This is a genomic window from Nibrella viscosa (assembly GCF_039541875.1).
GTDB lineage: Bacteria > Bacteroidota > Bacteroidia > Cytophagales > Spirosomataceae > Nibrella > Nibrella viscosa.
The window spans coordinates 32830-45044 of sequence record NZ_BAABHB010000007.1; the positions used below are offsets into that span (position 1 = coordinate 32830).

9 protein-coding genes and 3 CRISPR repeat arrays (1 of these 12 running past the window's edge) are annotated in these 12215 nt (G+C 56.2%); of the genes, 2 read left to right on the plus strand and 7 right to left on the minus strand.

Annotated features, from left to right (window positions below; all coding sequences use genetic code 11):
* Window positions 1-350 precede the first annotated feature (350 nt).
* Window positions 351-688: a CRISPR direct-repeat array (repeat unit 37 nt; unit sequence GTCTTAATCCTTGTTCTAGTGGAAGTGGTACTCTGAC).
* Window positions 689-931: 243 nt separating this feature from the next.
* Window positions 932-2659: a CRISPR direct-repeat array (repeat unit 37 nt; unit sequence GTCTTAATCCTTGTTCTAGTGGAAGTGGTACTCTGAC).
* Window positions 2660-2786: 127 nt separating this feature from the next.
* From ABD931_RS17380 to ABD931_RS17405, 6 genes are all read right to left on the minus strand, one after another.
* A complete protein-coding gene (locus ABD931_RS17380) occupies window positions 2787-4307 on the minus strand; it encodes a DUF7017 domain-containing protein (protein ID WP_345269112.1) in 1521 nt (506 codons plus the stop codon).
* A gap of 89 nt (window positions 4308-4396) precedes the next feature.
* Entirely contained in the window at window positions 4397-4885 is a 489-nt protein-coding gene (gene cas2 / locus ABD931_RS17385; RefSeq protein WP_345269113.1) for a CRISPR-associated endonuclease Cas2, read from the minus strand.
* 105 nt (window positions 4886-4990) lie between these two features.
* Window positions 4991-6070, minus strand: a complete 1080-nt coding sequence (locus ABD931_RS17390) for a CRISPR-associated primase-polymerase type B (RefSeq protein ID WP_345269114.1) — start codon at window positions 6068-6070, stop codon at window positions 4991-4993.
* A gap of 139 nt (window positions 6071-6209) precedes the next feature.
* Window positions 6210-7181 carry a CRISPR-associated endonuclease Cas1 gene (cas1, locus tag ABD931_RS17395; protein ID WP_345269320.1) on the minus strand — a complete coding sequence of 324 codons (972 nt, stop codon included), beginning with the start codon at window positions 7179-7181 and terminating at the stop codon, window positions 6210-6212.
* 142 nt (window positions 7182-7323) lie between these two features.
* Window positions 7324-8178: a hypothetical protein gene (locus tag ABD931_RS17400; protein WP_345269115.1), complete on the minus strand. Its 855-nt coding sequence runs from the start codon at window positions 8176-8178 to the stop codon at window positions 7324-7326.
* 67 nt (window positions 8179-8245) lie between these two features.
* Window positions 8246-9520 (minus strand): hypothetical protein, encoded by a 1275-nt coding sequence (locus ABD931_RS17405; RefSeq protein WP_345269116.1) that lies wholly within the window; start codon window positions 9518-9520, stop codon window positions 8246-8248.
* 112 nt (window positions 9521-9632) lie between these two features.
* On the opposite strand from ABD931_RS17405, the gene ABD931_RS17410 reads away from it, so the two are divergent.
* Together ABD931_RS17410 and ABD931_RS17415 are read left to right on the plus strand one after the other, a co-directional pair.
* Complete coding sequence (locus ABD931_RS17410; RefSeq protein WP_345269117.1) at window positions 9633-10607, plus strand: helix-turn-helix transcriptional regulator; 975 nt, start codon at window positions 9633-9635, stop codon at window positions 10605-10607.
* 50 nt (window positions 10608-10657) lie between these two features.
* On the plus strand, window positions 10658-10792 hold the full coding sequence (locus ABD931_RS17415) for a hypothetical protein (protein WP_345269118.1): 135 nt from the start codon (window positions 10658-10660) through the stop codon (window positions 10790-10792).
* A 1-nt stretch (window position 10793) separates the two neighbouring features.
* Here the strand turns inward: ABD931_RS17415 and ABD931_RS17420 are convergent, their stop codons facing one another.
* On the minus strand, window positions 10794-11513 hold the full coding sequence (locus ABD931_RS17420) for a hypothetical protein (RefSeq protein ID WP_345269119.1): 720 nt from the start codon (window positions 11511-11513) through the stop codon (window positions 10794-10796).
* Between the two features lie 165 nt (window positions 11514-11678).
* Window positions 11679-12215: direct repeats of the CRISPR family, unit length 37 nt; unit sequence GTCTTAATCCTTGTTCTGCTGGAAGTGGTACTCTGAC; it runs 1748 nt beyond the window's last position.

Below are 12215 nucleotides of genomic sequence, written 5' to 3' on the forward strand. Positions count from 1 at the left end.
GGCAAAGGTAGGGAGGCATAGTGCAGTCTTTTTGCAGGGAGGAGAATCAGGGGAGTATAGGAGGAAAGGAATACAGAAGGAAAGGGAGTTGAGCGTATGGTGGGCCTGTTTGTACCGATTCCCGACCCGATAGTCGGCACCCCATTACGGCGGCCATAAGCCCAGGCAACGCCGGCCCGATAATCGCGGGCCGGGAATGGGTACCAAAGCCTTTGTTCTGCCGGAAGGGGTACGCTGAGCCGTAAACCGGAATTTTATTCCGGTTTAGCCCCGCCCGTGTTAACGCTTACGTTGCCGTAAACGGTACCATGAGCTATTTGTCCGGGGCAGCATCCCTGCTGGCCCCTTCTACAATAATCCTTGTTCTAGTGGAAGTGGTACTCTGACTCAGAACAATTCAGGCGGTTTTGCCGCTCTATACGGATGTCTTAATCCTTGTTCTAGTGGAAGTGGTACTCTGACACAAGTCTATTGCGGGGAGAACCACAAACCGCACTGGTCTTAATCCTTGTTCTAGTGGAAGTGGTACTCTGACGGCTTGGAAATAGTAGGCAAGGATGTGTACCAGACGTCTTAATCCTTGTTCTAGTGGAAGTGGTACTCTGACTTTAAATTTTACATTCACTAATGTGAATAACGATAGCATAATTGTCTTAATCCTTGTTCTAGTGGAAGTGGTACTCTGACGTAAAAATCTCGAACTTAAAAAAACTGTAACTATTTAGGTAGGGTATCCTGATGTAAGTTGTTGACAATAAGGAACTTATAAACTACTTGTTTGCGAAAGAGCGCCAAAATAATGCATCTTTTCAATTAAAATACTCTATTTAAGGCCAAAAATTGCACTTTTGCTGGCCTTGACTATGCAAATAATTGTACAATTTGGCGAAATAGGGTACCTAAACAGTTACAAAAAACTAAAGCCATGAAAGTCTTAATCCTTGTTCTAGTGGAAGTGGTACTCTGACTTACTACGTCAGTGGTACGCTCGAACTGGCTGAAGGCAGTCTTAATCCTTGTTCTAGTGGAAGTGGTACTCTGACGACTGATTTTTTTGTTAATTGGTTATTTAATTTTTAGTCTTAATCCTTGTTCTAGTGGAAGTGGTACTCTGACCACGTCTCAAAAGACCGGTAAGGTCATGAACGTGTATGGGTCTTAATCCTTGTTCTAGTGGAAGTGGTACTCTGACAAAACCAAACAAACACGTACGATTATGAGCAAGAACAGTCTTAATCCTTGTTCTAGTGGAAGTGGTACTCTGACCCTATCGGGGATGGCGAGGTCGCCATTGATTTGTATTATGTCTTAATCCTTGTTCTAGTGGAAGTGGTACTCTGACCAAACTGAACAGAAAGGCTATGACACAAGTTACCACTTGTCTTAATCCTTGTTCTAGTGGAAGTGGTACTCTGACCAAAGGAAACACCGCGATACTGAAGCGCTATATAAGTCTTAATCCTTGTTCTAGTGGAAGTGGTACTCTGACGTAACTGTCGAACAACTACCCGTTAACACAACACTGTCTTAATCCTTGTTCTAGTGGAAGTGGTACTCTGACTGTTCGCCTTTGACGGGTTGCGGCAGGTCCGTATGAGTCTTAATCCTTGTTCTAGTGGAAGTGGTACTCTGACCTGTAATAGGGCTTCAACAGCCTTAATCAACTCCTGTCTTAATCCTTGTTCTAGTGGAAGTGGTACTCTGACATTTTCCACTTCAATCGTGGAAACTCAATTACAAAGAGTCTTAATCCTTGTTCTAGTGGAAGTGGTACTCTGACCGAACAACTCTGTATGACTGGACATTTCACCGAGGTCTTAATCCTTGTTCTAGTGGAAGTGGTACTCTGACGGTCGCAATACTGGCAAAGAGGTAAACCAAACAGCCGTCTTAATCCTTGTTCTAGTGGAAGTGGTACTCTGACGCACTTACAATGGTTGAAGTGGACGACCGCGAGAACGTCTTAATCCTTGTTCTAGTGGAAGTGGTACTCTGACTACAACGATTTGTACGAAGATGATCCGCTTTGGTGTCTTAATCCTTGTTCTAGTGGAAGTGGTACTCTGACAGCCTTAAAAGGGCTACAACCAGAACAGGTACAAGCCTTGGTCTTAATCCTTGTTCTAGTGGAAGTGGTACTCTGACCTGTTAACACAGTAGGCGCGAGTTACCACACCCGCATAAGTCTTAATCCTTGTTCTAGTGGAAGTGGTACTCTGACTATATGCAATCGATGGCTCCGATGAGGAGCTCGACAAATAGTCTTAATCCTTGTTCTAGTGGAAGTGGTACTCTGACTCTCCCGGAACGGGCTGCTGCGATTACCCATTGTCGTCTTAATCCTTGTTCTAGTGGAAGTGGTACTCTGACTCGGGAGCCTCCAGCCGGATGGCTCTCTATATGGTCTTAATCCTTGTTCTAGTGGAAGTGGTACTCTGACATTAATTTCGATTCACCGACTATCACTGAATTAGCAGTCTTAATCCTTGTTCTAGTGGAAGTGGTACTCTGACTTTGGTTACTACAATCTTAAACCTAGTTAAGAAGTAGTCTTAATCCTTGTTCTAGTGGAAGTGGTACTCTGACTCTTTCCACGTTTAAGCAAAATAGCTTAAACCGTACGTCTTAATCCTTGTTCTAGTGGAAGTGGTACTCTGACTGCTAAATTTGTAAATACCTGTAAATCAAAGAACTATTTTTGAAAAAATTAACAAAGTACAACGTTTGCTTAGAAAAGTGATAGCGTTTTCGGAACATCGCCGGCTCTTTTTTCTTCCCAATACTACTCATTCCACCGAAATTTCAAAAGCCCGCCAGCCTAAATTATTTTTCTTCGGGTCGTAACAGGCGTGGCCTACCACCGATACAAGCTGATTTGCACGAAGCCCCCGGCTACCAAGCAGATCGGCCGGTACGTAAACATCCTGCACAAAGCCGAACCCGCCGGGTGCCACCTTCAGCGGCCCAGTGGCCGGGCGCAGGGCCACCGCCGGTGCCTGGTCGGTAGGGCGCACCGTACGTACCCGCACCTGGGGCCGCCCGTCTTTTTCGTCCCGCTCCAGCCGCAGGGCGAGGCTGCTGCCTACCTCCGGAAGCGCCATACCCGCTGCCGACCCAACCTGAGCCGTCCGGAAACGCCCCTGCGTATACGCATCGGCGGCATACGACACCAGACCCTGCCCGGCATCGACGGCCGTCACCAGCACGACAGTCTCAGGCAGGTCGGTCCAGAGCAGAGCTTCGGCGGCCGGCCGGGCGGTGCCGTACCAGTCGGCACTGGCCGGCACCGCCTGCGTATATTGGTCATCGTTAAGCCACTGCTCTACCTCGGCCGGAATTTTCCAGCCCTCCTGCCGGCGGGTCGCTACCAGCCGGTCGATCTCCGTACGGGCTTCGGCCCAGCGGTTCTGCCCGATCAGCACGGTCGCCAGCTTCTGCCGCACCTTGACCAGAAACGGCTCCGGGGCCGACAGCGACAGCGCTTTGGCGTAGCAACTGATGGCCAGGCGAGGCTCTGCGGCAACCAGATCGGCCAGCAGATCCCACACCCAGAAGTCCCGTTGCTTCCGGCGGGCAAACGGCAGAAACGCCGGTATGGCCTCGTCGGCCCGGCCGAGCGCCAGTAGCAGCCGGGCCTGGTAGTAGGGCAGAAAGGTCCAGTCGGGGTATTGGGCCGCCAGCGCCCGCAGCCGGTCCAGGACCGGCAGGACCATTTCTTCCAGCAGGGGCACCAGCTGGAGTAACTGCCGGGACACGGCCATGCATACCCGCTCAACCAGCGGACTCAGGGTGGTGCCGCCGGACTGATCGGCGTTCCCGCCGGGCAGGGTCTCGGGCTGGTAGTCCTCTTCCCGGAAAGCGTCCCAGCCGCCGTTGCCCAGAATACCGAGCCAGTCGACACCGGTACTGCTATGCCGCAGCAGGCCCTTGATCCAGACCGACCGCACCAGCGAGGGCTCCGGGTCCAGAAACAGCCGCGACAACGCCACCAGTTCGGCCAGGTCGCGCAGGGGCAGGCGGTCGGCCGGAGTCCGGAGCAGATAGCGGTTTACCGGCCACAGCACCTGTCCCCGCCAGCGTAGCTCATCGGCGCCCATCGGAAAATCGGCCAGCAACCGCAGCCCGCGCAGCAGCCGGACGGGCGCAGCCTCATCGGCGGCTTCCTTGAGCAGGTCGGTATACACCCAGGCCAGCTCCCGGCGGTTGCGGTCGTTGGTCGGGTCGGTTTCGTACAGGGCGCGGGCCTGCTGATAGGCTTCACGCAGGTTGCCGGACTGGCGGAGGGCGCGGATGGTTTGCGTTGTCATAAGAGTGATGAGTGATGAGTGATGAGTTAGGGGGCAACTGCCGGGCGACTCCATTCAGGCTACCCACTATCAACTAACGACTATCGACTTCACACAAATACTGTGTTCTTCGGAGCGGTCATCATCTCCAGGTCGAAAGACTTGCCGATGCAGTGCAGGCTGTTGAGCATGTCTTCGCCCACGGGCAGCAGCATGATGCTGTCTTCGTTTTCGTACAACTGCTGGATCTGCCGCAGCAGGTCGGTCAGTTCGCGGTACGAGCGCCGGTGCAGCCGGGCAAAGAACACCGACTTCTGCACGCGGATGCAGCCCTGCTTTTCGAGCAGCCGGGCCACCAGCCGCCGGATCTTGTTGTTCTCGATGTCGTAATAGATAAAGCAGTACATCTCTTCCGGGCGTTTTGTGGGTTCGTTTGTCAGCCAGTTCAGCCAGTCGGCCAGCCGCTTTGGCAGGGCGGTAGCATCCGCCTGTTCGGCCGATAGCAGGGCGTCGGGCCTGATCGAAGGCAGGCCGGCACCGGCCCAGGAGCGATTCCGCTCGGGCAGCGTTTTGGGCGGTATGGGTTTACGGCGGGGCATTGGTTGGCGTTTGACGTTTGACGTTTGACGTTTGATGACGAAGTGGAGCCACCCGGCTCTTCAACTGGTGGAGCAACGTTAAACGTTGAACGTCAAACGTTAAACCTAATTCAACGCCAGCGCAAACGGCACGCTCTCTACCACCGAAGGGGCAAACAGCAGCGTATACAGGCAGTCGTGCAGGCGGTCGGCCAGGGCCGGGTCGGTGCCGGTCCTGGGCGATTTTACCAGCGAAAAGCCCCGCTTGCCGAAAAAGACGTTGATCTCCGCCAGTCGCAGGCCCTGCGTAACGCAGAACTTCAGTCCGTAGTTGAGGGTAACTACTTCCTTCAGTTCCAGGCCGTGCTGGGGCAGCATGGTCCGCAGTTCGGCTTCCAGCCGGGTCAGTTCTTCGGGTACGTACACCTGCCGCTCCCGGCTGCGGGTGGTGGCCGTACTGCGCGGGTTGATCTGGTGCAGAATGTCCCGATAAGCCGCTTCGTCGATCGGCCGGGCCTTAGCCACCACCGGGACTTCAGCAGCTACCGCCAGCGCGGTTTGGTTACCCGCCACGTTACCGGCCAACGGGCGCTCCTCCTCCGCAAACAGATCGGAGGGCGCATCGGGTAGCCAGCACTGCCAGTCGAGGGGCACAGCGCTGCCGTTCAGGTAGGCCGTTGGGTCATGCGCCAGAAAGCAGGCCCGTGTGGGATCCGACGTGCGCAGGTCGACGCTCCGGGTCAGGCGCATATCGGCCCCAAACTGCGTGGCAAACTGCCGGTAGGCCGCCGAAAAAGCCTTAGGATCGGTGCAGGTGGTCGACAGCGGAAAGAACAGTTTCAGCCCACGCCCGCCCGGCGACACAAACGCCAGCGCCACCGACTCGTGCCGGCGAATCTCGTCGGGTACCGTACCGTTCAGGTCCGTACAATCGTCGAGGTCCAGCACAAAAAAGTCCGCGCCCAACAGGTGTTCCGTCCGGCGGCTCCCGTCGGCAAACCGGCTGCCCACCACATACGGCAGCCGGGTTTTCACCGACTTAGCGGCCGTCGTATCCAACTGGCTCAGCTTCCGCAGCCGGTCGGTCATCGACGCCAGGTGCGGGTCAGCCGTGATCTGCTGATGCACCTCGTCCAGGGTAACCAGCCGCAGCACCTCGGCCGCACTGGTGATCTGGGTTCCGAAAGAGAGCTGAGTTGTTGTCATGGGGGGGAAGGGTTAGGTTTCGGGTTTCAAGTTCCAAGTTTCAGGTTCCATGTTTCAGCGGGGCCGCCCGGCGGTTTCAGGTCGACGGCTGGAGGGACAAACATGAAACCGCCGGGTGGCCCCGCTGAAACCTGAAACATTAGATTTCAAACTTCTTCAGCGTCGAAGCCAGCTTCTGGGCTTCCAGCGTGATGTGCTGCAACCGGGAACGCGACAGGGACTGGATCACCACAACCTCGGCCAGGTAATCGTTGAACGACTGGATCAGAATACGTTTGCCCGTGGTGTTGAGCCAGTACTGCCCCTGCTCGATGTCGAAAAACTCGTCGAACACAATTTCCTGCAGGCACAGGTGGCAGACCACATAGTCGGCCCAGCAGCGGAACAGTTCGATAAAATCATAGACCAGCACGGGACGGTTGTATTCGTCGCGGTGCATGACACCGATAAACGGATCGATACCCGCCTGAATCAGCGCCGACTCGCAATGGCCGTACAACATGCCGTAGGCGTAGTTGAGCAGGCAGTTGAACGCATCGGCAGCACCCCGGTGGGTACGTTTGTCGAAGCGGTACGCAGCGGGCAGGCAGCGGCTCAGGTGGGCAAAATACACGCGCCCGGCGCTTCCCTCCCACCCCCGAAACGAGGCAAAAGCCTCCTGCGGATCGGTAATCTCGTAGGTGCCGATCCTGTCGCGGTGCCGCTGCAACTGCTGCAGGGGTTCGTCCGGCCGGGGAGCCGCCGTCCCTTCCAGCAGAGCGGCTACCAGATCGAGCACGGCCATCTGGTTATCCAGTTTCCGCACCAGTACCTCGCGCACCCAATTGTAGCCGAAGGAACTGCGTGCAAAGTCGAGCTGGTGCTTGCGCACGGTCGACACCGACCCGAAGCGGTTACTCCACAGCCGCCCCACCGGAAAACCTTTGCGGTCGACAAAAAGAATATCGGTGTCGTGTTCCAGGGCGGTCAGCACGGCATCGTAGGTCAGTTGGGTAGCCGGGTGCAGGCAGATGCTTTTCACCCCGGCCACCGGAACATAGGTTTCCCGGTCTTTGGTGCGAATGCGGTACCGGCCATTCCGAACGGCCAGGCTGCTGCCGCGCTGATTGATGACGAGTTGTGTGAAGGTGTGTGTAGTTCAGAATTAATTGGTTTCAAGTGTATACTGAACCAGTATGATCTGCTGCCAGCTTACCGGCTCTTTTTCTGCTACGCAGAACCGGAGTACAATTGCACCGGCGAACCGGTCCGGTTCAGGGGCGCAAAAAACCCTGCACCATTGCCAGGGATTTGGGCAGGCTACCCTGCCGCTGGCAGCTTGAGCGGGTAATGCGCATCTCGGTGAGCCATTTGGTCCAGAGCGCCGTGAGCAGGTCCATTTCGTCGAGATTGTCGTACTTCGGCCGGATTTCGGCCACGCATACAACCAGGTTCGGAAACGGCTTGCCTACCGGCAGCAGTCCTTCGGTCGGGCGGGATAGGGTTTGCCGCCACTGCGGATCATGGCGCAGCCGCTCCAGCATCTGCGAATCGGTGGTCCGGTTGCCCTGCCGCTTGGCGTGCCGGTTCTGCTCGAAATCGAAATACCCATCGGTGAGGATCACCAGCACATTGCGCCGGTCGGCCGCCAGGTCGGTGGGCAACTGCTCGTTGAAGTACTGCCACAGGTCGCAGCCGGCAAACTGCCGCGACCCGGTTTTGCCGGCCGTAGCCTCCCGGTACAGGCGGGTCAGCCGGCCGGGTAAAGCGGCTTTGAAGGCGTCCAGCCGCTTGCGTTTGTCGCCGATGCCCAGTACACTCATGTCCAGGTACAGATCCTCCATGTACGCGTCGGGCCGGTAGGCAATGCCTTGCTGCGGGGCAATGGCCACCCGAAACTGGTCGCGGGAGTTGATGATCAGATTCCGGCGTACCTCCTCCTCAAAGCGGCCGAATACCGCCTGGATCAGGGCAATGTCGCGCCGGGCCTGCTCCGGCTGCAACAGGCGGTCCGACAGGTCGAGCAGCACCACGTAATTCGCCGGCTGTTGCGGGTTCGGGGTACCAGGCCCGGCCAGGGCGACAACAGAGAGCGTCAGAAGGAGACAGAGTTGGATAAAGGTTGTCATACCATCGGTTGGTTTATAGTGTGGAATGATCAGTGGGCAGAAGGCAGAAAAGCGGCCGCCTGTATGCCTACTGCAAACTGCCTGCTGCAAACTGCCGGAGGTGCTCCTGGTAGAACGCCTGCCGGACAGTTTCGCACTCGATGCGCAGGGCCTCGTTGCCCAGCCGGTTATTAACATAGCCCAGCCAGCCGTCGTAGAAATCGGTAATGTATTTCTCCAGCTCCGAATCGCTCACCACCAGCACATCCTTCCGGTGGGTAAGGGCCTGCACATCCAGCCCTATTTTCCGGATGGTACCCTCCAGCTCTTCCAGCCGGGCTTTCAGATCCTGAATGCGGGCTTTCAGTTGCTGCCGGCGCTGCTGCCGGCTCCGGATCTCCAGCCGGGTAATCCGGTAGAAGTCTTTCTTGCCTTCTTCGTGCATCAGGGCGTGCAGGATACCGCTCCAGATCAGGCAGGTCACAAACCCCAGCACAATAATCAGGTAGAATACCGGTGAGGTCCACCAGTGATGCTCACCGTCGGCCAGGCCCATCAGCACCTTCAGTTCGTGGCTTTTCTGCTCCACAAAGAACGCCAGCAGCCCATCGGCCACCAGCACCACCAGCAGCAAACCCGCCAGAGACCACCACCGGAGCCGGTGCGAGCCGTCGGCCAGAATGTGCAGGAATCCACCGAAGGCAAAGAACACAAACGGCGCAATCCAGTGGAAGTGCAGCGTCTCGAATGCCGACCGGGCAAAGATCGTCGACATCACCCCCGCCAGGCCGTTGGTGCCGGCCGCCTGCGCTTCGCCCACCAGGTCGCGGATAAACGCCGAGTAGAAACCCGAGACGTAAAAGGCATACACAAACAACGTCAGCGGCAGAAACAGCAGCCAGTAGAACCGCAGCCGGAACCGGTCGATGTGGTCGGGGTGGCGGGGTCCTTCGGCCTCTGCCTTCCGAAGTTCCAGCATCTGTTCCTCCAGGTCTCCGATCTCCTGCTCCAGCTTCGGAATATCCGTGACGTTGATCTTGTTGATCTCCGTGCGGGCCAGGTCGGCATCCTTCTCCAACTGCAGGATCTGCTGGTCGATGGTCTGCCGCTGCTGCTGCCGCCGGGTATCGTCGGACCGCTCGTCGATGAGGTACCCCCGCCAGATCTGGTTGAACAGGTTCCGCAGCGCTTCGGCATTACCCCGGTGGTGTTCGGCTTTTTCGTAGCCGTAGCGGTGCAGGTTCACCCGCTTCACGAGCGTATCGGTAGCCGGCTCCGGCCCGGCGCCGGCTATCGGCTGGTCGGTGACGGGCTGGGTAGCATGGCCGTTCAGTTTGGTCGGGAAAAGAGCGAAGGTTGTCATAGCCGTAGGAAGGTTGAGATGAAAGACGCTGCAAAAGTGAGCCGCTTTACTGCATTCTTTTTGCAGCGTACCGACTTCTTTTTTATTTTTACGGCACAAGCTTTTCTGTCCTATGCCCGTCAACAAAAACCAACTGGGCCGTTTACTGGCCATCCATAACCTGCTGGGAACCGGCCGGCGGTATAATCTGAAACAGCTCATCGACGCCTGCAAACAGGTAACGGGCGATTTGCCGTCTGAACGGACCGTCTTTGAGGATCTCCGGCTGCTGCGGGAGGAGTACAAGGCGCCCATTTCCAAAGGCGTCAAATCGCTTTATCCGTACCACTATACGGGTGAATATTCGTTGTTTGGGGCCATGAATAAAGAAGATGCGGCTCTGGCCAACGAAGCGGCCGCCCTAATCCGGCAGATGAGCATGCTGCCGCAGTTTGCGGGCCTGGAGGAGGTTCAGCTTAAATTTCAGCAACGGGCGGGCGTGATTGGCCGGCCCGCCGAGCCGGTGGTGCAGTTTGAGCAGAATCCGGCCTACTCGGGCCTCAAACACCTGCAGCCCATCTACGAGGCCATTCAGCAGGACCGGCGGCTGCTGGTGCAGTACTGTGATTTCCATAACCAGCGAGTTAAAATTGAGTTTAGTCCGTATCTGCTGCGCGAGTACAGCAACCGCTGGTTTGTGTTCGGCTGGGACACCACCCGAAAGAGCATCATCAACCTGGCCCTGGACCGCATCGAAGACCTGAAGCGGCTCAGTGACAGCAAGCGCCGGCCCGACGACACCAACTGGAACGAGTACCTGGCCGATATAGTGGGTGTAACCCGCTACCAGGACGAGCCGGTGGAGACGCTGGTGCTGCGGGTGTATCTGCCCCGCGCCCGGTACGTAGAGACCAAGCCCCTGCATGCATCGCAGCAGATCATCGGCCGCACCGATGCCTACCTCCATTTCCAGTACCAGTTGCGCTGGAACCGGGAATTGGAATCGAAGCTGCTGGAGTTTGGCCCCGACGCCGAACTACTCAGCCCCACCCACCGACGGCAGCAGCTCAAGGAGCGCGTGCTGGCTATGGTTCAGCGGTATACATAAGCCCGAACTACTGGTAGCAGTATAGTTACACCCCCGTTCTGTCCAACGTATTGCACCGCGGCAACGGCAAGCCGTTCGTGGGCGGGGGTAAGAGTGATGCCGGGGTTGCCCGGCGGTTAGGGGTGGTGAATGATGAGTTAGGCGCTATAAGGGGGCCAGCCGCAGGTGATGAGTGGGTAGAGTGAGTTATGACATCATAAGGAAACCGGCAGGTGCGCGGTGCGAGGTGGTCTGCTCGTAGGGCGAGAGGTAAAGCACCGTTAATTCGCTCCCCGACAGATCCTCGATTCGGTAGGTATCAATGGGGTGCCGGCTAACCGGGCTATGGGTTGAGCCCAGCCGCTGCCAGGCTACCGGCAGGCCGTCGGGCGTACGCAGGCGGTTCAGGTAAACGCTGCTGTTTATGATCCCTTTGACTGGTATGGGGTTGGTACGGTCATAGCCGAACGCGCCGTAGGCATCCGGCAGTTGCTCGCCGGTAGTGCCGTTGTTGATGCCCAGCACAGCGTTGAGCGCCCCACCGATCAGGGCTTCGTCGCCGTGCTGTGCCCGGTACTGTTGCCGGTGAAATTTTTCGTTAAGGAACTCGTAGAGTATAGCGGCATCGCGGGAAGTGGGGAGCGGGTAGGCCGGTTGGCCGGCGGGCCGGTTCATGACTGAAAACCGGAACGTTTCTTCATCGGCCGGATCATCGAGCAGGAAGAACCGGGCACAGGCATGGAGATACATCCCGGTAAATGCCTGGGTGGTATAATGCCCACGCAGGCGCGGCTGCAGGGTAGCCACTTCGGCCTGGATCTGGGGTTTACCGTCGGGAAACATAACCGCCTGTAGCTGTTCCATCAGGCGGATAAATGCCTGATCCGGATGGTTTTGTTTCGGGCGCAGAAAGTCAAAAAACGGCATAGCGATACGAGCTTGATTAAGCCATAAAATAGCTAAAATTCAGCATATTAGCAAGCTTTTTTTCAAGCTATACCCGCAGGCGTCAGCCCGTTCTGACCAGCGTAATTGTAGAAACGGGCAAAAGCCCATACTGACTACTACCTCGCCGTGTCAGGGGGAGAAACGGTCTTAATCCTTGTTCTGCTGGAAGTGGTACTCTGACCCGCTGGTTAGTTGGCACGAACAACAAGGCAAGACCTGTCTTAATCCTTGTTCTGCTGGAAGTGGTACTCTGACTGGTTTACGAACGGTATAAAGACCGTTTTGGTGAAGTCTTAATCCTTGTTCTGCTGGAAGTGGTACTCTGACGCCTTGAAAAACTGGCAAAACACAAAGAAGAAATTTCTAGTCTTAATCCTTGTTCTGCTGGAAGTGGTACTCTGACATGCCGCATTGGAAGCAGCTGGATTCGTATTTGCAGGGTCTTAATCCTTGTTCTGCTGGAAGTGGTACTCTGACCGGTGCATGTAAACCCGACTGCACCACTGGCCGAGACGGTCTTAATCCTTGTTCTGCTGGAAGTGGTACTCTGACAAGTGCTTGAAAGTTCGGCGTAACAAGTAAGGCAAGTCTTAATCCTTGTTCTGCTGGAAGTGGTACTCTGACTACTCATACATACAATATGTTTGGGAGTCAACCGACATATTGTCTTAATCCTTGTTC

What these genes read in the sequence shown, in the direction of transcription:
- cas2 (WP_345269113.1), bottom strand. Translation starts at nt 4,885, where the DNA reads ATGCCCCGCCGTAAACCCATACCGCCCAAAACGCTGCCCGAGCGGAAT.
- ABD931_RS17380 (WP_345269112.1), bottom strand. Translation starts at nt 4,307, where the DNA reads ATGACAACGCAAACCATCCGCGCCCTCCGCCAGTCCGGCAACCTGCGT.
- ABD931_RS17400 (WP_345269115.1), bottom strand. Translation starts at nt 8,178, where the DNA reads ATGACAACCTTTATCCAACTCTGTCTCCTTCTGACGCTCTCTGTTGTC.
- ABD931_RS17420 (WP_345269119.1), bottom strand. Translation starts at nt 11,513, where the DNA reads ATGCCGTTTTTTGACTTTCTGCGCCCGAAACAAAACCATCCGGATCAG.
- ABD931_RS17410 (WP_345269117.1), top strand. Translation starts at nt 9,633, where the DNA reads ATGCCCGTCAACAAAAACCAACTGGGCCGTTTACTGGCCATCCATAAC.
- ABD931_RS17390 (WP_345269114.1), bottom strand. Translation starts at nt 6,070, where the DNA reads ATGACAACAACTCAGCTCTCTTTCGGAACCCAGATCACCAGTGCGGCC.
- ABD931_RS17405 (WP_345269116.1), bottom strand. Translation starts at nt 9,520, where the DNA reads ATGACAACCTTCGCTCTTTTCCCGACCAAACTGAACGGCCATGCTACC.